We start from the raw sequence: 23,393 nt of genomic DNA on the forward strand, positions 1-23,393 counted from the left end.
TTACACACTATTTGTTTTTGATCTCTTACCTTTTAAGAGTAAGATTTTTAAGACATGTATATTACTATCTACCATGGTCAAATTAAAAAAACTTGAAATAGTGTTTATTGTCCTCTCCTTTCTATCTCTTGCTCTGCTCTATTATATCGGAACAGAAAAAATAACAGCAATTACTCCAAATGAGGGTGAAAAAGAAGATATTATCCAATTTATTGGCCTATGTGTTTATTCAAAAGGAGACTTCAGTGTTCTATATAATGGAACCAAAACCATCATAATACACAAGAACCTAGAACCAAATAAAGTATATAGGGTCATGGGAAAGACTATTGACTCTTCAAAAAGCACAATAGATGTTTTTGACGTCATAGAAGTCTCCCCAGAATTGTTGCCTTTAGAAACACTCAACGGGACTTTCTGGAAGGGAAGTGCCTGCTATCTTCTACTTCCAGAGAGAATAAGATTAAACAAATGTTTAAATGTCTCTAAAGGAGAGACAGTAAAAGTTGACGGTTTATTTTATGGAAAGAAATTCTATGTAGTCAGATATGTTCAAGAGGGATTTCTGACGAGACCCGAAAACAACATGCCTTTTGTTATCAAAGGAGTTGTGTTAGATAATAGGAATCCCTCCACAATATGGAACGGAAGCGAAGAAATCAAAGTTTACCTACCTTACAAAACTGAATTAAAAATTGGTGATATTGTAGAGATCACAGGTATTGCAAAACTTTATTCTACTCTCACTCTCTATGTGGAAGATAACTCCGATATAAAATTCCTTGGAAGGACCAACATAACAGAAATTGGAAAAGAGAATATAGGAGACATCGCTTATGGAATGTGCCAAATTACCAAATCCGCTAGATATCTAAAATTAAACTGTACTTCCCTGAAGCTTTATGGGTTTTCTGCTAAATTTGGGGATATCATTGAATTTAAAGCCATAAGACGGAAAAACTCTCTTTACTGCATTGAGTGTCGAGTGAAAATACCAAGAGAAAAACTATCAAATTCCATTTGTCACCCCCTTTCCAATATCCCAAGCAAAATCCATGGAAGAGTAACCTGGATAAAAAGATACGCCAATGGCTTTAGCATAGCCAACATAACTAATGAGAAATGCTGGATTCTATTAAAACTCCCAAAATCTCTAGGGGTATCTTTACACGAAAATCTGACTATAACTGCATTTGGATTCCATTCTACGTATAGAGGAATGCCAGCTTTTGAAATCCCCTCAGGGGATGAATTATGCTTAGAGAAGTATTCTTAGGAATCTTGGCTGGGACTATTACTGGATTAACGCCTGCTCTACATGTAAACACCTTAGCTTCAATTATAGGGAGTGTAGATAGCATAATGGAAGGATTTTTGTACGTCGTGTTTCTCTATACTATGGGTCTAACCCATACTTTTCTAGATGCATTTCCTTCAACATTTTTTGGAATTCCAGAGGAAGACACTGCCTTGAGTATTCTTCCAGCTCATAGGCTGGCCCTCCAGGGAAGAGCTCTCGAAGTTGTGAATATTTCATTAAAAACAAGTTTTCTAGCAGTTTTGTTCTCTCTAGCTTTTCTTCCTATATATCTCTGGGTGGCCCCATATTACACTCCAACAGTGGGGAGAATTTTTGTATTCCTCTTAGCAGGTTTAATTATATTCTCCGAAAAAGGCATGAAAAAAGTGTATGCACTTATTATGTTCTATATGGCTGGAATATTGGGAATTATTAGTGATAAGTTACCTCTTAAAGAACCTTATTTTCACTTGTTTGTAGGGTTGTTTGGTGTTCCAGCTATCTTGTTTTCTTTGAAAAATAATGAAAAAATAACACCAGGAGAAAGTGAGATCCTACTTCCAAAAACACATTTCCTGAGGTACTCCTTCCTCGGGACATTGTTTGGCATGCTTGCTTCCCTTTTGCCCACATTCACATCCTCTCAAGCAGCACTACTGGGAAGTTTCCTATCTAAGGATGAAAGAGCTTTTTTAACAATTTCATTCTCAGTTAATACTGCCAATTTCATATTTGGCTTAGCAAATTTTTATGCTACTGGAAAAACTAGAAATGGAATTTTAGTTTTAATAAAGAATCACTACTATCCCCTAAACTCCAAAGAATTTGCCATATTGCTTATTATAACAATAGCCGTGGGAAGTGTTGTCAATTTGTATGGACTCTCAATTTCCAAAAAGGTAGGAAGAGTAATAGAGAAGATAGATTACAAACTTCTCAATATTTCAATATTGTTCTTTATAATAGCTGGCTCTTTTTACTTTGATGGCCTATTAGGAATAGGAGTACTTGGAGTGGCCACTATACTTGGAACTACAACCCTTATCCTAAAAGTAAAAAGAACAACTTGTATGGGAGTACTAATGTTGAAAATAATGATAAAATAGGACTAGAAACCTCAAGACATTTCTTTCTTCTCTTTTAGTATTTTTTGAAACCCGACCAAGTCCGTAACGACTCTAACCCCATCAAGGGTCTCAAAATATGCCTTCTTTATTTTAATAACCTTTGCTCCAGTATATTTCATTTGGGGCGGATCATATGAACCAAGTTCTACTATCTCATCCTCTACAATATACATTTTAATTTCTGGTTGGCCGATATATTTCCAAACTTCATAAAAAACCTCTGGTTCTAGATGGATTTCCCCCTCTACCTCAGTATAGCCTGCCCCAATTACTTCCAGAAACTCTTTTATTACTTCAAAGTTCATAGAACTCACCAGTATAATATATAGAGCTCAAGAGTTAAATACCTATCGTCTCAACTTTAGAAGGGTGAGTTATAATGGCAAAAGTATACATCGATGCTCAAGCTTACAGGGCAATTGAAAAAGGTGCGATGATAATTTTCAAAAAAGGTATAGTGAGAACGGAAGGCGAGATCAAACCAGGAGATGTTGTAGAAGTTTATTCAAGGGGAGGAAAATTTTTAGGGAAAGGCTTTGCTAATCCAAACTCAAATATCATGATCCGTCTACTCACAAAAGACAAAGATACTGAAATTAATAAAGAGCTTTTCAAAGAACGCATAAGAAAAGCAAATGAGTACAGAAAAAGTATTCTAGGATATAACACCGCCTATAGAATGGTTTATGGTGAAGCAGATTACCTCCCAGGTTTAATTGTTGATAGATTTAATGATATAGCATCTCTCCAAATCTCAAGTGCTGGGATGGAAAGATTCAAAATGGATGTTGCAGAAGCTATTCTTGAAGTTGAGCCCGAAATCGAAACAATATTTGAGAAAAATACTGGACGATCAAGGAGAAGGGAAGGTCTCCCAGAGATAGAAAGAGTTCTCCTCGGTAAAGAGAAATATCGCACAATTATTAAAGAGGGCCAAGCTAAGTTTATTGTTGATATGAGAGGCCAAAAAACAGGATTTTTCTTAGACCAAAGAGAAAATAGAATCGCTTTGGAAAAATACATAAAAGGGGGAGAAAGGGTTCTTGATGTATTTACTTATACAGGGGGTTTTGCTATCCACGCTGCAGTTGCTGGTGCCGAAAAAGTTGTTGCGGTAGACAAATCCCCAGCTGCAATAGAACAAGCGAAAGAAAACGCCAAGCTAAATGGTGTAGAGGATAAGATGGAGTTTTTAGTAGGCTCCGCATTTGGCATTATGGAGAAAATGCAAAAGAAAGGAGAAACGTTTGATATAGTTATACTGGATCCTCCTGCATTTGTACAGCATGAAAAGGACTTAAAAAGAGGTCTCAGGGCATACTTCAACGTAAACTATCAGGGATTGAAACTTGTTAAAGACGGAGGCATTCTGGTAACGGCTTCCTGCTCCCAACACGTTGACATGCAAATGTTTAAGGATATGGTAATAGCAGCTGCAGCAAAAGCGGGCAAATTCCTAAAGATGGTAGAGCCCTATAGAACCCAAGCCCCAGATCACCCAATTTTAATGGCCTCAAAAGATACAGAGTACCTGAAATGTCTGTTTCTTTACGTAGAGGATATGAAGTGATATTCTCTTAATTTTATTTTGGCATCAGCCCGTGGGGGTCTGTCCGTCGTGAGTTTTTAGGGGGGAACGTGAGTGAACGTCCTCCCCCTTAAATCCACCCTCACGATGGACTTGGGCTTCATCAGCCTCAACTCCCCTCCGAGTTCATTGGAGAGTAAATCATCGACCTCACCCCCGCTTAGGGCGACCCCAAGTCCCCGCACGAAAACATTAAACGCTCCGAGAAACTGCCTATCTGATTTAAAACCACACCTGCAAACCACCAGCCCGTTTCGGGACTCTAACTTACTCCCACACGTCGGGCAGGTGGAGGAAGTGTTAGCAGGATTCACAAACTCGATTGGAACACGGTAAGAGAGTTTTTGAGCGATTTTAGACCAGGTGGAGCGTGAGAGTTTTCGATTAAGCTTCTTTGAGCCGTTCTTCAGCATTTTAAACTTGTTCAAATCCTCAAAGACGAAAACAGCGTTTGGGAACGCCCTTGACAGTTGAACTGCAAGTTTGTTAAGATAGTCTTCAATCCGGTTCTTTCTCCTTGTCCAATACTTCTTGAGGAGCATTCCAATCCTCTTTGGGGCTTTTCGCTGAATGCTTTTCAATCTGTCGATAATTCTATCGTAGGTTTCTGCAATCCTGTGAAGTTCACTCAAATCCACCTTAATCCAACCTTTCTCCGGATGATAAATATCGAGGCTCATTAAATTGGAGTCAATCCCAATTTTAATCCTTCCTTTGAACTTGACTTCTCTTGAGAAGGTTAGAAGAACATCTTTCTCTCTGATTATCGGTTCACCAACCTTCCAATCTTTAATCCGCTCATAGAACCATTCACAAGAATAGTCGAGTTCAAGGTATTCTTCCCTCGGTTTAACGGTTATTCTTATCCTTGAGCCTTCGACTTTCATCAGAGTACTCTTCACCCGCACGAACTTCCTTTTCACGGTCGGTTTCTTTCTTTTCCTCCTCTCTTTCAGGTAGTTCTGTCTCCAACTATCGAGAATTGAGTAAGCAGTCTTAATGGCCGAATCAACGTAATGCTTCGCAAAAGGCCAGTCTTCAAGAAATTTATCTCTTAATCCCTTCTTGAACTCTTTGGACTGTGGGAGGATTGGAATTAGTCGGGTTGTCTCGTAGTATTTGTATTTCCCGCCGAGAGAATAGCGGTGTTTGACTTTCTTTTTTTCCAAGTTGTGTTTTCCCAAATTTCATCAATCGCCCGCTGGAGTAATTTTTGATAGGCCGTGAGGAGGGTTTCAACGTTCCAGTTGTGGTTCATTTTGTAAGTTAGAACCACTTTAGCCATTCTCGACCTCCTTAATTAGCTTTTTAACTCAAGTTTTGAGCTTCTTATACTTGTGAGAGCGTATTCCGTAAAGTTTGCCCGCAAAGTGGCTGATTATCGTGGTTAAGTCTTCAATTAGCTCCTCCTTTGGAGCTTTTGCCTTCTTGTTCAGCCCGTGGGCGTCTCATCATCGCATTCCTCAGTGGAGGTGCTTTCTCCTCATCTGCTTTCTCAATTTAAAAATCCCCTAATATAAGCTTATCGCTTAGAGAATATAAGTGAATGTCTGTACCTAGTTCCCACTTTAAACTGGATATCCTGCACAGCATAACCAAGCTTAGTTCCCTCTCTAACAAGAGTTCTCAATAAACCTGCTTTATCTGGAAGGAAAAGTGCAACTTTAGCATTCTCAGTCATGTGTTTCCTTGCTTCTCTTAGAATTCTTACAGCAAATTCTTCCCCATATTTTCCCCCACCAATCCCTTCAATTGGGGTTAAAACACCCTTTGTTGCTCTCTCGTAATAAGGGGGTGCAGAGAATATTACATCAAATCTCTCTCCTTTTGGGATTAATTTCTCAATTACTTCACCATTGCTTTTAATCAGTTTAACTTTAGCGTTGTTCTTTTGAACATTGGCTTTAGCATATTCAAAAAATTCATCATTTACTTCAGTCGCCCAAACACTGCAATTAAACAATTTGCTTGCCATAATTGCCATCAAAGCTGAATGTCCAGTGCCTATTTCCAAAACTCTTTCTCCTCCTCTAAGAAAAGTCTTTAGGAATATAAATCTCGAGATTGGAGTGGTTATAAGTCCATTTGGGTGATATTCTATCTCAATACCAAAAACCGCCTTTGCAACAGCTTTATTATATAAAATCCTAGCTTTCCTATTTGAAAGATCTAACCTACCCCTACTATCAATATATTTTCCAAGTTCTGGGAAAATTTTAATTGCTTCCCTCACGGGGAGGCCCAATTTTCCATCTCTCCACCCAGGCATGGATTGAGATCCTCCGTTTTTATAGGATAAATCTAACTAAGAAAAATTTAAAGGTTAAGGTCAAAAGATGAGAAGATCAGAGAAGGGCCAATAGGGCCATTATTTTTGCATCCTCAATCATGTTATCTATTTTTGCGTATTCATTGGGTTGATGTGCTCTTTCGTCTAACGTAGCCCAAACAACTGCTGGAATTCCAAGTTTTCTAAAGTACGCTGCAAAGGTTCCTCCACCAATACCTCCAATTGTAGCTTCTTTGCCCCTAAGCTCCTTTATGGCTTTTTGAAGAAGTTTGACTATTTCACTATCCTTTGGAGTGGGTTCTGGAGCATCAAGCCTCTGGAGAACTTCTAACTCAATTTTTGGTAAAACCTCGCCATTTACTTCCTTTTTGTATTTTTCTTCAATTTCTCTAGCAAGCTTTTTAGCATCAGTTAAGATGTCATCCAAGGCATATTGTGGTAAAACTCTGCAATCAAAAACTATCTCATGCTCCCCTGGAGCTATGTTTGGTGCATCGCTTGGATTACCTCCCATTGTGGGCTCGAAAGTGCTCTCTGATGGATCAAACAGATTGTCTTTTGCATTATACTTCCCATGGAGAAACTCATCAAGCTCTTTTGCATAATTAAGAGCAACACGATGGGCATTTAATCCTAACCCAGGCATGCTTGCATGAACTTGTTTCCCTCTAACTTTGACCTTCATCCAAAGTATACTTTTCTCGGCAATTTCAATAAAAGTACCTTCCTCATTTCCACCATCAGGAACTAAAACGAGATCATCCTTTTTAAAGAGTTCTGGGTGTTCTTTCATCAACCACTCTAATCCATACTTACTACCAGTTTCTTCGTCACTAACGAAAGCTAGAATTATTGTTCTCTTAGGTCTTATCCCAAGGTTCATTAATGCTCTAACAGCGTAAAGAGATGCAACTAAACTTTGACCGTTATCCTCGCTTCCTCTCCCGTAAACCTTACCATCGATTACTATTGGTTCGAAGGGTTTTGTAACTGTCCATTTTCTCAAGTCTCCTGGGGGAACAACATCTAAGTGCGTGAGAATCCATAATCTTGGACTCTCTTCGCCCTTTTCTCCATAATAGTATGCCAAGATATTCGGCCTAACACCATTTTTGGCCCTCTTATCTGGAGCATCATAGCGTTCAATCTTGTCAAACGGCCAGTCTTTGATTATTTCAAGAAGTTTCATTGCCTTATCATATTCTCCCTCCCCATCACTATCAGGACTAATTGCGGGGATTTTTATAAGTTCTATTAGTGTTTCCACCATTTCATCTCTAAGAGTCTCTATTTCTTTAGAAACAGCTGCGATATTCATCCACATCACCACCTTTAATTTCTCACAGTCTTTAAAGTGATTTTTGTTAAGCAATAAAAAAGAGAAAAGAATTCATTCAACTTCTTTCTTACCAGTAAGGAAAAGCCACACTGCTATAATACCAAGGAAGACTACTCCAATGATGTCGCTGCTGAAGCCAATTGAGGGAGCTTTGTTTGCTACTATTAACCCTGCGAAGAATATGCCCATCAATGCTTCTCCAGCTATTAATCCAGCTGCTCCAAGGACTCCCGCGTCGGTTGGTTTTTCTTCTGTTTTGCTTCCTCTAGCTCTTCCCACAAGCCATCTTAAAAGACCACCAATAAATATTGGGACGCCTAAGCTCAAGGGGAGATAAATTCCTACAGCAACTGGCATAACTGGAGTTCTGAACTTTGAGTTTTTCATGGCCAGAATCTCATCGAGTACTATCAGACCTATGGCAATTGCAGCACCAATGAAGACCATGTTCCACTCAAGAGTTCCGGTAAATACACCCTCTGTAACTTTGGCCATGAGGAATGCCTGAGGTGCTGCTAAAGCATTTTCTTTAGCTGTGGGAGTTCCAGCAATACCATAAGCCTTTATCAGAAGGTTAAGTACTGGAGCCATGACTAGGGCAGCTGTAAATGTTCCAACTACCTCAAAGACCTGCTGCCTCTTTGGAGTCGCACCAACAATATGCCCTGTTGCTAAATCCTGCATAGTATCACCAGCAATAGCAGCTGCTGTACAAATTACTGCTGCTACGAGAATTGTGGCAGTCATGCCCTCGGGCCCGCTAAGCCCAAGACCCTTAAGAACTAGTGCAGTGAAAAGCAAACTCATTATTGTAATACCTGACACTGGGTTGTTTGATGATCCTACAACACCAGCAAGGTATCCGGCAATAGAACTTCCGAAGAACCCGACAATAAGCATTATGACCGCCATAACGGCTGCTATTCCGACAGAATCTATTAAGTTGGCATATAGAAGGAACAATGGCACTACAAATGCTGCTATTAACATGAGTACTGTAGTCATTGGCATGTCTTCTTCAGTTCTAAGGATTATTTCACCACTTTGTTTTCTTTTGGTTGCTTCAAGTCCAGCTTTTATACCTCTTGAGATTGGCCCTCTGAGTTTTATAAGGCTCCATAGGCCACCAACGACCATTGCGCCAACTCCCATATACCTTATCTTAGTACTCCATGTTACCCATGCAAGATCCAAGGCACTAAGGCCATCTGGATTCCCAGTTTTAGCCACATAGAGTGGAATCGCAATGAACCATGCAATTGCACCACCTAAGAAAACTAGGAAGGCTATATTTAACCCTACAATATACCCAACACTCAAGAGGGCCGCTGAGAGATCACTTCCTAAATATAGGACTCTCCTACCAACAAATTTAGCAGTTTCAACAGCTGGGGCCCATAGACCAGAACTTCCTAAGAGTTTGTAAAGACCACCAAAAATACCACCAACAAAAATCGGCTTTGCGTGAGAGCCTCCTTTGTCTCCTGCAATAAGGACCTCAGCACAAGCTGTACCCTCTGGATAGGGGAGCCTCTCCTCAACTATAAATGCCCTTCTAATCACTATTGTGAAGAGTGCACCTAGTGAACCACCTAACGCCGCTATGATCGTGATTAACCAGTAGGGAAACTCTGTGTATGTTCCCAAAACCACTAATGCTGGGAATGTAAATATAACTCCTGCTGCTAAGGATTCACCTGCTGAAGCTGCGGTTTGAACCATATTATTTTCAAGAATATTCCTGTCTTTGAACGCCATTAATATTGCCATAGATATGACTGCTGCTGGAATACTAGCACTAACAGTCATACCCGCATACATACCAAGGTATGCATTTGCTGCACCCATAATTATGGAGAGAATTATTCCCAAAATAAACGCCTTGATTGTATATTCTGGTAAAGATTTCTCGGGTGGAACGTATGGTTTAAACTCCACACTGGACACCTCCGCATTTTATTGGCACTTGGGATATATCTGACCTATATAAAATACTTTCGGTTATATGAATATCACATCAATATAAATTATTGGACTATATCATAATAATAACATGCAAAAATGTCTAAAATGTCGCACCGATGAAATTATAAGTGAAGTAATGTTCATCAATTAATCAAAGAATTTCCATAGAACTTATATACACGATTACTATAACTATTAATATCGCTAAAAAGCGGAGGGAGGTAAATTGGTTGAGATAATCTTTCTAGGCAGTGGCGGCGGGAGATTTATCACAATAACACAGTTTCGCCCTACTGGCGGGTTTTTTATTAATACTAGCAGGCGAATCTATGTAGACCCAGGACCAGGAGCTCTAGTACGTGCATGGAGGTATAAAATAGATCCGAGAAAGATAGATGTACTTTTTGTTTCTCATAGACATACAGATCATTGTAATGACTCGGAGATCATGGTAGAAGGAATGACTGTAGGAGTTACAAAAAGACGCGGCACCCTAATAGCTTCAAAAAGTGTTGTCTATGGAGATAATGAACATACACCCGCAATTTCTAAGTATCATTTAGATTCCTTAGAGGAAATCCATATTCCCAACCCAGGAGAGAGAATACAACTTGGAGAAGACGAAATGACAATAACCCCTACAATACATTCAGATCCTACTGCTATAGGATTTATATTAAAAACACGGTTCGGGAAGATTGGATATATTCCCGACACAGAGTATTTTGATGACTTAAAAAAGATATACAATGGAGTCAGATTACTAATTGCCTCAGTTACACGACCAACAAACATGAAGATACCCTATCATCTCTGTACTGAAGATATAATTTATATGCTAAAAGACATGAAACAAAAACCAGAAATGCTGATCATGAGTCATATAGGAATGAAAATGCATTTTGCAAACCCCTATAAAGAAGCCAAATTTATAGAAAACGTCACCGGAGTGAAAACTCTAATTGCAAAAGAAGGATTTAAAGTTAAGATGGAAAGAAAAGATATAAAATTAAGAACCCTTCGACCGGCCAGAGAACTCTAAAACGAGCCGAGTAACCAAGTTATATGCTAAACTAAAGAGCTCTTCTTTCCTTTTTTCTGTAATCCCCTCAACGACAACTCTTATTTTTGGCTCAGTTCCGCTTGGCCTTACAAGTACCCAAGAACCATCTTTAAGATTTAACCTCATTCCAGAAATCGTTATTACCTCCTCGATCTGATCACTTAAAAGCTCCCGCAACTGTTCTTTTGCTTTTTCTACAACTTGATACTTTATTTCTTCAGGGCACTTAACATTCTTTTTGATTAGACAGTACTTTGGAATATCTTTGATTATTTCAGAGAAAGGCTTGCCTTCTTGATCTATTATCTTCAAAAGCAAACCAATTGTAACAAAGCTATCAATCCATAACCCAAACTCTGGATGAATGAACTTCCAAGGCTCTGAGGCAAATATGGCATTATATTTCTTTATTCCATCATGTAGTTGCCCCAATGGAACCCGGTATACTCTCCCTCCTTCCTCTTCAACTACTTTGTCTATCCTAAAAGACGTGTTTATTGAGACCACTATGTTACCACCTTTGTGTTCCTGAGCATACAACCGTGCAAACAAAGCTATCAAAGTATCTTCCTCTACATAGTTTCCTTTTTCATCAAAAACCGCTATCCTATCTGCATCACCATCTTGAGCAATTGCAAGATCAAATCCAAGTTCTCTCACGAGGTTGCTTAGGTAGGCAATATTCTCATATCTTGGCTCTGATTTTCTACCGGGAAAATATCCATCAGGATGAGCATTCAAAGTTACAACTTTCGCCCCCATTTTTCTCAACAGATAGGGAGTTATTAAGCTTCCAGCCCCATTCCCCATGTCCAAGAGTACTTTAAGCTTGGTTTCGTGATTTACGTATCTCAATATCTCATCAATGTACTGTTCTTTTAGATTCAAGTCCCTTGCCGTCCCAATATGATCCCACGGGCTTTTTTTATAACTCTGAGAGAATATAATTTCCTCCAGCTCTTCTTCCTGTTCTAAAAAGAATTCAATCCCTTTTTCATTGAATACTTTGATGCCATTATCACTTGGCGGATTATGTGATGCTGTTATCATGACTCCTGCATCTCCAAGCTTGTTAGTAGCCCATGCCAACATTGGAGTTGGCACAAAACCTATTCTGAGTACATCAACTCCTGTGCTTAGCAGTCCACTCACCAAGGCATTTTCAAGCATTATGCTTGATGTCCTAGCATCCCTACCAACTACAACTGTCCCCTTGTCAACGTACGTCCCAAGAGCTTTCCCAACATTTAAAGCAAGTTCTGGTGTGATCTTTGAATGAATAGGCCCCCTAATTCCCGCTGTACCAAATAGTCTCATGTCACCACCATGCTAATGTTGGAACTTGCTTTATATATCTTTTTGATGAGGGTTCCATACATATATGGGAATTCCTCTATAGTTTTCAAGCTTCAAAAATCTTGGCATGCCATCAAGAGAAAATGGAACAATATATACCGGAATTTTCAGCGTTCTTCCCAATTCTAAAATGGGTTTAATAAGCTCTGGAGTCGGTCGAATTGAATATATTACCTCGGCATCCCTATAGATGGCTAAGTTAGGAGAGAACACATCATCAATACATGCCTTAAGACCAAGTTCTTTGGCTTTTTTAACAGCTTTTGGATTCCAATCCACAACGATAATCTCTCTTCCCAGCTTTTTTAGTTTTAAGGCAATTTTAAAGTTAAATCCCACTCCTACCTCTATTAGCTTCCCCTTTGGGTGTCTCTCATTTAAAAATATAGCTATCTCCTCAAAACTCATGAAAAATACAAGAAAAAGAAAGGTTAAAAAGCTTTTCAGAATATTGCCCTTTCACTTCTCTTATCAAAGATGTGAATCTTCTTCATATCAAAAACAACGTCAACCTCTTGGCCCTCCTTAACCAGAGATTCAGGAGGGAATTTACCAATGAAGCTTAAATCACCAACTCTTAAGTGGACAATCTTCTCTCCACCTAAATTCTCAACAATATCTACTTTAACCCTAACCATGTTCTCTCCAGGAATCTTCACTTGAGCAAACAATGCATCATAAACATCCTCAGGCCTAAATCCAAAAAGAACATCCTTACCAGCATATCCCAACTCTTCAAGTGCTTTTACTTGGTCTGGAAGCAGTTTTAACTTGAAAGCCCCGAAGCTTATAAAGCCATCGGGAGTAACCGTACCCTCTAAGAAGTTCATTGGAGGTGATCCAATAAATCCACCAACAAAAACGTTAGCCGGTCTGTTATATACCTCATCAGGTGAACCAACTTGTTGAAGAACACCAAAATTCATGACAGCAACTCTATCACCCATAGTCATGGCCTCAACCTGATCATGTGTAACATAGACTGTGGTCACTCCAAGCTGACGCTGGAGCTTTTTAAGCTCAGCCCTCATTCTGACTCTTAACTTTGCATCAAGATTTGATAATGGCTCATCCATGAGAAAAACTTGTGGTTTCCGAACAATTGCTCTACCCAAAGCCACTCTCTGCCTTTGACCACCTGACAGTTCTCTAGGTTTTCTTTTCAAGAGTTCAGTTAAACCAAGAAGTTCTGCTACTTCTCTAACCCTATCATCAATCTCCTGCTTGGAAACCTTCCGTAATTTTAGTGGAAAAGCAATATTGTCGTAAACTGTCATATGTGGATAAAGTGCATAACTTTGGAAAACCATAGCAATGTCTCTATCTTTAGGAGGAATAAAAACACCTTTCTCTGCATCTGCTACAAGTTTCTCTCCAATAAAAATCCTACCCTTTGTGGGCTCTTCTAGGCCAGCTATTATCCTAAGAGTAGTAGTTTTCCCACATCCACTCGGTCCAAGAAGAACCATGAATTCACCATCTCTAACTTTTAAATCAAGATCTTTAACTGCCTCAACACCATCAAATATTTTCCAAACCCCTTCAAGCTTAACTTCAGCCATTTCTAGCCACCTCTCTCATTTTATTTAATGTTTCGTAAAAAATTATTAAAAAATAAGAGAAGACGAATCACCTCTTTTTTCTTAATGCTAATGGTGTTAGGAGTAGTGCAAGGAATACTGCTGGGCCACAGATTCCACCAGTCTCTGTTGGCGACTCGGTTGGTGATGTTGGGGATTCTGTTGGAGAACTTGTTGTTGGTGAAGTGGTCGTAGGGGAAGTTTCAGTTGGGGTTTCTGTCTCAGTTGGCGTTTCAGTTTCCGTGGGTTTTTCTTCAGCTCCCCTTACCCACAATACCATTTTCACTGTTGCTCTCTTGTTATTTTCGGCATCATAACTGTTCAATTGTTCCTCTTGAGTGGGTTTGAATCCCTTTGGAACAAGCATGTCATAGACTCTTGGGGCCACTCCAGCTATCACTGCATTAACGTCTCCACCGCCACCCTTCCACTCTTCAGCGTCCACAGCTATAGGCCTCCACTTATCAGGCCCATAACCATCTTGAGAACCAACGAGAATTACTCCCCATACCCCATAGTCCTTGTTGATCTCAAGATACTTCTTTGGAACCTCGACAACTATTGCATTCTTAGTAGGATCGGCGGAAATCTTCAATTCCCCTTGAATTGATTCCCCATTTGGAAGGAGTATTATGTTTCCGTAGTCCCAGCCAGCTATCCTTAATGCTAAATCCCATGGGTGTTCAGGGTCAAGATCTACATTTGAACCAGGCCCATCTGGGAACATTTTAATGGCAGATGAATTTCCACCATCCTTGAAGTCAAAGTACGCTTCAATAATCTGCAAACTAAAACCATTAGGTCCATTCCATGGGTTACCTCCCAGTTCTGCAAAGTAGAACTCTAAAGTGTAAGTCTCCCCAGTATCAAGCATCTTAAATTTAAGTAAATCAAGGTGATTTGGAACAAACACTTTGTTTGTAGCATATGTATATGTGCCAGGTCCATGATCGTCTCCCTGAGGGTCATCAATCTCAATTATTACATTCGTACTTGTTGTGACAGGTATCATTTTCACTGTTGCTCTCTTGTTATTTTCGACATCATAACTGTTCAATTGTTCTTCTTGAGTAGGCTTAAATCCTTCTGGAGCTAATAGATCATAGACTCTTGGAGCTACTCCTGCTATCACTGCATTAACGTCACCGCCACCACCTTTCCACTCTTCAGCGTCCACAGCTATAGGCCTCCACTTATCAGGCCCATAACCATCCTGAGAACCAACAAGCACAGCCATGTATTCAGGAAGTTTTGGAAGATACTTCTTTGGAATCTCAACAACTATTGCATTTCTAGCCGGATCAGCGGAGATCTTCATCTCTCCCTGATAATTGGTACCATCTGGCAGTACTATTATGTTTCCATAGTCCCAACCAGCAACTCTAATAGCGAGATCCCATGGATGATCCGGATCTAAATTTACATTACTTCCTGGTCCATCTGGGAACATCTTTATCGCACTCGTGTTCCCACCATCCTTGAAGTCAAAGTAGGCTTCAATAATCTGCAAACTAAAACCATTAGGTCCATTCCATGGATTATCGCCAAGTTCTTTGAAGTAGTATTCAAACACATAAGATCCTGGCTTTTCAAGAACTCTAACCTTAAGGAGATCAAGATGCTCAGGAACAAACACTTTGTTTGTAGCGTAAGTATACGTTCCAGGACCGTGATCGTCTTCCTCTACATCCTTTATCTCAGCGACGACGACCCCTTCAACTTGTTTTGGAAGTTTTACTTCAATAGGAGTGGTTATTACCTCCAGTTCTCCCTGCTCGTTAACTGTTGAAACAGCAAAGTAAAAGTCTGCTGGACTATCTAGGTAGTCAAATGGAAGTATTACTTCTATTCCACTTTCTATTTGGCTAATCTCTGCTTCTCCGACTTTCTCACTATTTTCATAGTCCGTTGCTTTGTATATCTCAGCTTTTCCACCCTTTACTAGTATGTGGGTAGTTATCATAAGACCTACACTGTCTTTGCTAAATGGAAAGATATCATATCTCAGTTCAGTTGGTTTAGATTGAAGAAGGGTAAAGGTGTTGCCCATAACTTTTCCAGGCTCAAATATGCTTATTTCAAAGTCCTTTGTGGTCTTTACAATGAAATGTACTCCTTTGTCATCGAAATAGACCTCCACTCCCTCAGCTAGTGAAGATAAGCTTGACCAAACTTTCTTTTCTCCTTCAGGAAGGCCTGTCAATTCTCTTAATGTATATGGCTCTCCATTGGGGAAGTAGTTTCCAAAAAGATAGCTTGGAATTTCTAGGCCTGCAAATTTGTACATTTCATACAAGTAGGTTTTAAGATAGCGATCGAAAGTAAAGTCTTGGCCACTATCTTGGTCGCTTCCATACCACCAGAACCAGTCACTTGCCTCTGCTCTTAGGAGGTACTCGTATACAGTATCCCAATTGCTTATCTTGTTCTTGTTTTCAAATAATGTTTTTCTCCCAAGATATAACCAATACCATCCCAAGTTTTCTTGAGGTTCTCCTATCCATGTAGAAAGTGTTCCATCAACCCAGCTGGACTCTGGCCATTGCATGTTCTCTTCAACACCCGCTAGATCATAAAGCTCTCCAAGGCTCTGAGCCTCCGTTAATACCTTAACTCTCTCTTCCGTAGTAAAGTCAAGCTTTTTCATCAACTTTGGAGTAAGTTTATTGGCTTTATCTCCGTACATTTGAATGTATTCACTTGGAGTCACTGTTCTTATAAGACCCTGATTTTGAAGCTCGGTAAGTTTCTTGTAGAGCTCTTCAATGAACAACTTACCATCAAATGGATAGTGCTCCCATGGGTTTTCGCCATCAAGAGTAACGACATAAACAAGGCTTCCATCATAATTTTCCTTCTGTATCTTTAGAAGCTCATTTACGAAATCTTCAACTGCCTGATACTGGTTCATTCCGGAATACCTAAATCCTACCCTATCACTTAGATCGTGGTTTCTGGGGAAGAGATAAATCTTTTTGCCATTAAATTCCGCCACCCAAGGCTTATAGTAATTTTCAACAGTATTTGGGACCCCAAGGATATCAAGAACCATTTGATCTGTCATCACCCACTGCCATCCATTATTAGCTAATATTTCAAGGGTCTTATCATTTAATGCACTCTCTGCTGCCCATCCTCCCTGAGGTTCAACTGTATTATCGCCCAGATACTTCTTGTAAATCTCATGAGCTTTCTTAATGTGAGCATCGAAGTCCTCATACCATCCAAAGTCATTGAGCAGAGGCCCAATTGGGTGTGCATAAGGAACTACAGTCACTTCAACGTTTCCATTTCCAAGAAGATAATTTATCTTCTCATGCTCCTCAAATGTATGATTTAGAAGCCACATTTGATGGTTCAGCACTAGTTTAAGATCATCTCTTGTATATCTTCCCACATCTACTTTATCATAGAGAGCCTTAAGTTCTGGAGTGTTTATTATATAATTATAGTCAATCCAAGCTAAGTTGAAAAGAACTGCCAGGTCAATATAGTCTTGCTCCGTAAATTCGCTTGTTATCTTATCCTTTTGCTCATCCAAAGGAAGAGTTCCATATTTTTTGAATGCCTCATTTCTTTTTTCTCTGAGCTCTGTATACCTATCCCACTCATCCCTATATGGGTTGCCACTTTTGTCTGCAACTGGTTCTCCATTCCATGGTATTGTATGATCGAAAAATCCTCCTGGGGCTTGTAACATAAACCATTTGTCCTCAAGAGTTAGTGGTTCTCCATTAGCTATCTTTTCTGAAACTATTTGATAAGTATCCTTTTTACCATTCATATAATCTGCAAGTTGAGCTAAAAGAGACCCTGATAAATCTATAGCAACGTGGACATCGGGATATTTACTCAGATAATTTGCCATTTTCCAGTAGTTGTTTGCTGCATGTAGTCTAACCCATGGTCTTGTATACATATCTTGAATTGGATCGTAGTAATAGGGCTGGTGCTGATGCCATACAATTACTACGTTCAGTGGCTTTGGCTCTTCTGCTTTTGTTCCTGTTCCGAATACACTCAGAAGAATCAAAAATATTGAAAGTAGGGCCAAACCTTTTTTCATCTTTATCACCTCATTCTTTCAATCCTCCAAGAGTAAGCCCACTCCTAACATAGTTCTGGGCTAGGAGGAACATGATAAATACTGGAAGAGCAAATACCAATGCGGCAGCTGCAAATTGATTCCACGAAATAGACCTTAAATTAGCAAGCATTGTGTAGAGCCATACGGTAAGAGGATAATTCTCTTGGTTAAGAAGCAGATTGGCCAGAATTAACTCTGTCCAACCCCCAATAAACGCAAATATTGCAACAGTTGCTAATCCAGGTAATGCCATTGGGACAAGAACGTGCCTTATGATTTGTAGATACCCTGCACCATCTACTAATGCTGCTTCATCAAAGTCTGGTGGAATTGAGTCCAAATAGGACTTGAGCAACCAAGTATTAAATGGCACACCTCCTGCAGCATAAATAATGGGTAAGACAAAGATATTATTAGTTAGATGAAGCTTTACCAACATCCCATAAAGAGCAACCAACCCAGCTATTCCTAATCCACCAGCCACTTGAGTAAACATCAGGTAAAAGTACAATACATGTTCCCTCCCAAAGAACTTCAGCCTAGAGAATGCATACGCAGAAGGAATAACAAAGAGCAGGGTTAAGATAACAGTCAAACTTGCTATTAACAAACTTCGTTTCATGTAATCCGGGACTTCTCCACCAACTTTTGCAAGGCGTATGAATGCAAAATTAGTAGTTGTAAAAGTTGCTTTTTCAGTAGAGATTATCCCTCCATCTTTTAAAACAAGCTCAATGTTTTCAGCTTCATACGTATTTTCTCCGACTTTAGTAAACTTTGAGATATCTATTGGTACCTCAGCAGGATCATGTATAATCAAAGTCACTTTCTTTGCAAGTAGTTTGAGATTTTTAACGCCGCCTGTGCTTTCAACTTTTTGCGTTTTCAGTATTATACTGTCTCCCCGTACTATAACTTTTGTACCATCCGGCTCTTCTCTCTCTTCCCCACCACTTCTTTCGATGACCTCTGTATCTATTAGAGTAAATCTACTCGGATAACTTCCAGTTATCTCGCCCTCTTGAAATCTCACCTCATACCTGTTTAGGGTATCCTTTATCGTACCACTTTCTGCTTTTATCCCAAAGTCTGTTGTTTTTATTAGCCCTTCTACATGGCCAAAAAGCAGGTTCCTATAATTGGAGAAGGTCACCTCATCAGGGACTATATCAATCTCAGTAGTCGCAAGAGCCCCCGAAGGTTTGATTGAAAGCATTGCCATATAATAAACTGGGAATAAGAGGAGGGCTAATACAAACAAGGCAAATAGCGTTAATAAAATCGACTTTATTAATTCATCTCTCCTTTTAGGAATCCCAATTTTGAATTTCATCCTTTGACACCCTCCTGAAGTTTAGTTATCCTCATGTTGACAAACATGTAAACAGCCAATACTATTGTGGCTATTAGAAGAATTGCAGCGGCCCTTCCATAGTGAGGCACTGAACTGCCGAAGGCCTTTCTATATCCATAAAGTAGTAAGAATCTATCTTCAAAAAGACCAGCGTTATAGATAAATGGCACCAGGAAGTATTGGAAGCTTGCCGCAGATGTTAGTATAGTAGCAAATGCGATTGGTTTACTTACAATTGGTATAACAACTCTAGTCAATCTCTGCCAGTAGCTTGCCCCATCAATAATCGCTGCTTCTATAAGGGTGTCCGGTACACTTTGGAGGGCTGAAGTTATCACCGTCATCATAAAGGGATAAGCAAGCCATACTTCAATTAGATTTAGAGCCACAAAACCCCAAGTTACACTTGTCATCCAATCTGGAGGATTACTCATTCCAACATCCTTCAATATGATATTTATAGGTCCCACTACAGGGTCAAACATAAAACGCCACACCATCACTGAAAAGAGCAAAGGTAACGCCCAAGGGATTATTAACAATGCCCTATAGAAGAACTTTCCTTTTACATACTTATTGTTATAAAGAACACTCAAAAGAATTCCAACAACAACTTTTAAAGTCACACTTGTTGCAACAAAACCCCATGTCCACACAAATGCAGATCTAAATTTTGGATCAGCCAACGCCCATTTGAAGTTTTCTAACCCAACAAATGTCAAAGCCTCAGCATTTGGAGCTTGAATTGGAAAATTGCCCAATTTAGCATTTGTGAACGCAATATATATAGAATAGAGTATCGGATAGATATTGAAGAATAAAAATGCCGTCATACCAGGGATTATTAAAGCGAGAGCAGCCATGGTTTTTTTGCCCATTTATTCACCCCCGAAGAATAATAAAAGCAGAACAAAGAAAAGAAAATTATCAACCGCCACTAAGGGCATCAAGGATTTCTGTTTGTGCATCTTGAAGGGCTTGCTCAATAGTCTTCTTTTCAGCAATTATATCAGTGATAGCTGTTCCAACAGGCCCCCATACAGCACCCATTTCTGGGCTCTTTGGCATTGGAATTGCATACTGAACTGCTTGTCCAAATCCATAGAGCACTGGATCATTTTGGATTTCTGGATCATTGAGCACTTCAGTGAGAACAGGAATGTATCCATTTTGGAGTGAAAGAGTCTTTATAACATCTGGATTTGTAGTGAACCACTTGAGGAACGTCCAAATAGCATCTTTCTTACTTGGATCTGTGAGTTTGGCAACATAGATTAATCTAACTCCACCATATGGGTGAGGTCTTTGCTGATCGTTGATAGCGGGTAATGGGACTATTCCAAAGTTAATTCCAGCGTTTCTAACATCAGGGATACTCCATGGCCCGTTTATCATCATTGGGGCTTTTCCATCATGGAAAAGACTTACTTGGGCATTATAATCTTGGGTCTTAGCAACATAGGGGAATATTTGCTCGAAGAAGAACTTGAAGCCCTGTAAGGTCTCGGGCTTATCGAGACCTGGAGTCTTTGTCTTGTCGTCAAAGTAATAGCCACCAAATGCATGCACCCATCCTGAAAGGAAGTATGGATCCATTGGAGTTGCAAGGCCATAAGTTCCTTCAGCTTCGTTATAGTATTTCTCCATAATGGCTTTCATCTCATCAAAAGTCTTTGGTGGGTTTGGAACTAGATCTTTGTTGTAAATTAATGCAACAGTTTCAGCAGCATATGGCATTGCATAATAGTGCCCACCATACTCAATTGCATTTTGGGCCATTGGACTAAACTTGTTAAGAATCTCTGGTGTTACATACTCATCAATTGGCTCAAGAAGTCCAGCTTCAGCAAACTTACCAATCCAGTCATGGGCCCACATGAAGAGATCAGGGCCCTGACCTGCAGGAATGGCAGCTTTGAGTGAGGTCTCAAGATCAGCTTTCTGCTCAAGCTGGATATCAATATTTGGATACTCAATTTCAAATTCTGCTATAAGATCCTCAAAAGCCTTAAGCTCATTCGGACCAATGGCATGCCAAATAACAATCGTGACCTTCTTTTCTTCAGTAGTTGTCGTGGTTTGGGTGGGGCTTGACGTTGGTTGAGTAGTGGTTTCTCCCCCAATACACCCACTTGCCACAACGGCCACGACTAATACTCCAATAAATAACAAGGCATATAGAGTTTTTTTCATCCCCTTCACCTCATCAAAGATTTCAAATTTAGTATCATCGTCGGTGATATATATACCTTACGCTTTAATGTTCACTTTGTTTCAGGATGATAAAAGAGTACAGATATTCACAATGAATGTGCAATAAAGAACGAAAATGGGCTCAGATACTTGCCATCCAAATGCCCCAATAAAACCTGCTTAGGAGTTTCTTTTATTGGTACCATCTTCTTTGAATAATTGATCCCTACTAAGATACTCTCATCTTCGTGCACTCTCTTGTAAAGAAGCAAACCATCTTTAAACTCTATAGGTTCAAACGCTCCGATTTGAAGTGCCTTACTGGTTTTTCTGAGTTTTATTAATTCCCGAGTAATTTTAAATAACTCCTTATCCCACTTTTCCATGTCCCACACCATAGGTGTTCTTGAGCGTTCCATAAATGCTCCCTTTGTATTATTCATACCTATCTCACTTCCATAATAAATTGAAGGGATTCCTTTGTATGTGAAAAGAAAAACCAATGCACACATATACTTCCTTTTGTCTTGAAGTAAGCCGAGCATTCTATCCACATCATGGTTCTCAAGAAAGTTATACATTGTATACTCTACTGGCCCAAGATAGATACTCAACAGTTCGAGGCAATTTAGAAATTCTTGAGCGTTTATCTCCTCATTGACAAAAAATCTAAGAATTGCTTCATAAAGAGGATAATTCATAGTCCCATGAAACTTATCAAATACCCATAACCTTGGATCATCCATAACTTCTCCAATTAGATATGCACTCTTAGGTAGGTTTTCCCGCACCTCTTTCCATAGTTTTGGTGGCACTCCATGGGCAACATCTAATCTCCATCCACTGATCCCCTTTCTAAGCCAGAATTGAGTTACGTCCTTAATAAATTCTTTAACCTCCTCATTGTCGTGATTCAAACGAGGCATTAACCACACAGAGAAAAAACTTTCGTAATTCCACTTAAAAGACTTAAGTTTCTTGTATTTCTCGTTCCAAGGAAGATCAGAATTTAAGAGCTCAAGAAATTCCTTAGAAACTACTGGAAATCCAGTTATTCGGTAAAAATTCCTATACCTACTTTTATTCTCATTTTTTAGGACATCTTGGAAATACGGATGAAAGAAACTCGTATGATGGAATACTCCATCCAAAATAACTTTTATCCCTTCTCTTTTCATTTTTGTAATAAATTCCTCAAATACCGTGTCTCCTCCAAATTTTTTAGCTACTTTATAATAATCCAGTATATCATATCCATGATACGTCATTGATTCAAAGATTGGAGTCAAGTAAAGAGCATTAACCCCCAATTCCTTTAAATAACTAATTTTTTGGAGTATTCCCTCTAAATCACCTCCATGGTGGGATATATTCCCAAATCTAATTTCATCTTTTGGATCATTTTCTGGGTTTCCGTTAGCAAACCTATCAGGCATTATCTGATATAACACTCTATCGAAAACCCAAAAAGGGACATAGTGTTTCTTGGATTGTTCCTTAAGATCAACCTCAAAATCCCCATAATGAAAAATACCATCTTTACTATGAACTTCAAAATAGTAAGAAAGCTTGGTTTGTCTGGGAATTTTAACTTCAAAATATTCAAAAAGGTCATCGGCAGCTTTTTTCTCCATTTCATGCTTCTTTTTTTCTACAAAAAATACTTTTTTAGCACTCCCTTTAAGGGTCCTAAACCTAATATAAGTATAGTGACCCAAAGAATAGAGATAACTAACTGAAGGATAGTGATAGAATTTTTCTCCTGAGTAAATTTTCGCAATGTTAGCTTCTATTTCGGCTTTGTATGAAATCCTTCTAAAATTAGCTCTCTCTTCATTTTCAGGATCAAGAACGTAATTACCATCAATCGAAAAAGCGTAATACCAAAATCCTTCAGGAAGTTCAATCTTTATACTCCATCTACTTCCTTGTTCTCTCATCCTAAAGCTCCCTTCATTAAATGCATTGAAATTTCCCAGAAGATAAGCATATGTACCACTCTTTGGTATTGAAAATTCTACAATCCCAACTTTTCCTAAATATTCATCATTTCTAAAGCCGAAAATTTTATACATAATAAACACCCCTAATGATTATATATCACCTCTAATGTTTAAATTATTAGTAGTGAATATTAAAAATTTTTAGGAG

The 23,393-nt window shown here is 39.2% G+C and carries 17 protein-coding genes and 1 pseudogene; 4 read left to right on the forward strand and 14 right to left on the reverse strand.

Annotated features, from left to right (window positions below; translation table 11 throughout):
- Window positions 1-73 precede the first annotated feature (73 nt).
- Both K1720_RS01670 and K1720_RS01675 read left to right on the forward strand, forming a co-directional pair.
- The gene (locus tag K1720_RS01670) at window positions 74-1,276 is read left to right on the forward strand and encodes a single stranded DNA-binding domain-containing protein (protein WP_251949499.1); all 1,203 of its coding nucleotides are present in this window, start codon (window positions 74-76) and stop codon (window positions 1,274-1,276) included.
- Window positions 1,255-2,406: a tripartite tricarboxylate transporter permease gene (locus K1720_RS01675; RefSeq protein ID WP_251949500.1), complete on the forward strand. Its 1,152-nt coding sequence runs from the start codon at window positions 1,255-1,257 to the stop codon at window positions 2,404-2,406. The genes K1720_RS01670 and K1720_RS01675 overlap by 22 nt, the downstream gene beginning before the upstream one ends.
- 11 nt (window positions 2,407-2,417) lie before the next feature.
- Here the strand turns inward: K1720_RS01675 and K1720_RS01680 are convergent, their stop codons facing one another.
- Complete coding sequence (locus tag K1720_RS01680; protein WP_251949501.1) at window positions 2,418-2,732, reverse strand: DUF5748 family protein; 315 nt, start codon at window positions 2,730-2,732, stop codon at window positions 2,418-2,420.
- Between the two features lie 74 nt (window positions 2,733-2,806).
- On the opposite strand from K1720_RS01680, the gene K1720_RS01685 reads away from it, so the two are divergent.
- Window positions 2,807-3,997: a class I SAM-dependent rRNA methyltransferase gene (locus tag K1720_RS01685; RefSeq protein WP_251949502.1), complete on the forward strand. Its 1,191-nt coding sequence runs from the start codon at window positions 2,807-2,809 to the stop codon at window positions 3,995-3,997.
- A gap of 56 nt (window positions 3,998-4,053) precedes the next feature.
- Here the strand turns inward: K1720_RS01685 and K1720_RS01690 are convergent, their stop codons facing one another.
- The 5 genes and pseudogenes from K1720_RS01690 to K1720_RS01710 form a co-directional block, all read right to left on the reverse strand.
- Complete coding sequence (locus K1720_RS01690; protein ID WP_251949503.1) at window positions 4,054-5,184, reverse strand: transposase; 1,131 nt, start codon at window positions 5,182-5,184, stop codon at window positions 4,054-4,056.
- Window positions 5,185-5,328: 144 nt separating this feature from the next.
- Window positions 5,329-5,451: pseudogene (locus K1720_RS01695) on the reverse strand (IS607 family transposase); the annotation flags it as partial.
- Window positions 5,452-5,537: 86 nt separating this feature from the next.
- Window positions 5,538-6,284 (reverse strand): RlmF-related methyltransferase, encoded by a 747-nt coding sequence (locus K1720_RS01700; RefSeq protein WP_251949504.1) that lies wholly within the window; start codon window positions 6,282-6,284, stop codon window positions 5,538-5,540.
- Window positions 6,285-6,360: 76 nt separating this feature from the next.
- Window positions 6,361-7,623 carry a M20 family metallo-hydrolase gene (locus K1720_RS01705; RefSeq protein ID WP_251949505.1) on the reverse strand — a complete coding sequence of 421 codons (1,263 nt, stop codon included), beginning with the start codon at window positions 7,621-7,623 and terminating at the stop codon, window positions 6,361-6,363.
- Between the two features lie 72 nt (window positions 7,624-7,695).
- Window positions 7,696-9,582: an OPT family oligopeptide transporter gene (locus K1720_RS01710; RefSeq protein ID WP_251949506.1), complete on the reverse strand. Its 1,887-nt coding sequence runs from the start codon at window positions 9,580-9,582 to the stop codon at window positions 7,696-7,698.
- A 253-nt stretch (window positions 9,583-9,835) separates the two neighbouring features.
- On the opposite strand from K1720_RS01710, the gene K1720_RS01715 reads away from it, so the two are divergent.
- Window positions 9,836-10,651: an MBL fold metallo-hydrolase gene (locus K1720_RS01715; RefSeq protein ID WP_251949507.1), complete on the forward strand. Its 816-nt coding sequence runs from the start codon at window positions 9,836-9,838 to the stop codon at window positions 10,649-10,651.
- On the opposite strand, the gene glmM is transcribed toward K1720_RS01715, so the two are convergent.
- From glmM to K1720_RS01755, 8 genes are all read right to left on the reverse strand, one after another.
- Window positions 10,619-11,989 carry a phosphoglucosamine mutase gene (glmM, locus tag K1720_RS01720; RefSeq protein WP_251949508.1) on the reverse strand — a complete coding sequence of 457 codons (1,371 nt, stop codon included), beginning with the start codon at window positions 11,987-11,989 and terminating at the stop codon, window positions 10,619-10,621. The genes K1720_RS01715 and glmM overlap by 33 nt on opposite strands.
- Window positions 11,990-12,019: 30 nt before the next feature.
- Window positions 12,020-12,436 carry a UPF0146 family protein gene (locus K1720_RS01725; protein ID WP_251949509.1) on the reverse strand — a complete coding sequence of 139 codons (417 nt, stop codon included), beginning with the start codon at window positions 12,434-12,436 and terminating at the stop codon, window positions 12,020-12,022.
- Window positions 12,437-12,471: 35 nt separating this feature from the next.
- A complete protein-coding gene (locus tag K1720_RS01730; protein ID WP_251949510.1) occupies window positions 12,472-13,590 on the reverse strand; it encodes an ABC transporter ATP-binding protein in 1,119 nt (372 codons plus the stop codon).
- Window positions 13,591-13,657: 67 nt separating this feature from the next.
- Window positions 13,658-17,674, reverse strand: coding sequence for a glucodextranase DOMON-like domain-containing protein (locus tag K1720_RS01735; protein ID WP_251949511.1), 4,017 nt, complete (start codon window positions 17,672-17,674; stop codon window positions 13,658-13,660).
- A gap of 10 nt (window positions 17,675-17,684) precedes the next feature.
- Window positions 17,685-19,028: an ABC transporter permease subunit gene (locus tag K1720_RS01740; RefSeq protein WP_251949512.1), complete on the reverse strand. Its 1,344-nt coding sequence runs from the start codon at window positions 19,026-19,028 to the stop codon at window positions 17,685-17,687.
- The gene (locus tag K1720_RS01745) at window positions 19,025-19,927 is read right to left on the reverse strand and encodes a carbohydrate ABC transporter permease (protein WP_251949513.1); all 903 of its coding nucleotides are present in this window, start codon (window positions 19,925-19,927) and stop codon (window positions 19,025-19,027) included. The genes K1720_RS01740 and K1720_RS01745 overlap by 4 nt, the downstream gene beginning before the upstream one ends.
- 49 nt (window positions 19,928-19,976) lie before the next feature.
- The gene (locus K1720_RS01750; protein WP_251949514.1) at window positions 19,977-21,242 is read right to left on the reverse strand and encodes an extracellular solute-binding protein; all 1,266 of its coding nucleotides are present in this window, start codon (window positions 21,240-21,242) and stop codon (window positions 19,977-19,979) included.
- Window positions 21,243-21,349: 107 nt separating this feature from the next.
- Window positions 21,350-23,317 carry an alpha amylase N-terminal ig-like domain-containing protein gene (locus K1720_RS01755; protein WP_251949515.1) on the reverse strand — a complete coding sequence of 656 codons (1,968 nt, stop codon included), beginning with the start codon at window positions 23,315-23,317 and terminating at the stop codon, window positions 21,350-21,352.
- Between the last annotated feature and the right edge of the window lie 76 nt (window positions 23,318-23,393).

Origin of the sequence: Thermococcus argininiproducens (assembly GCF_023746595.1) — an archaeon.
Taxonomy (GTDB): domain Archaea; phylum Methanobacteriota_B; class Thermococci; order Thermococcales; family Thermococcaceae; genus Thermococcus_A; species Thermococcus_A argininiproducens.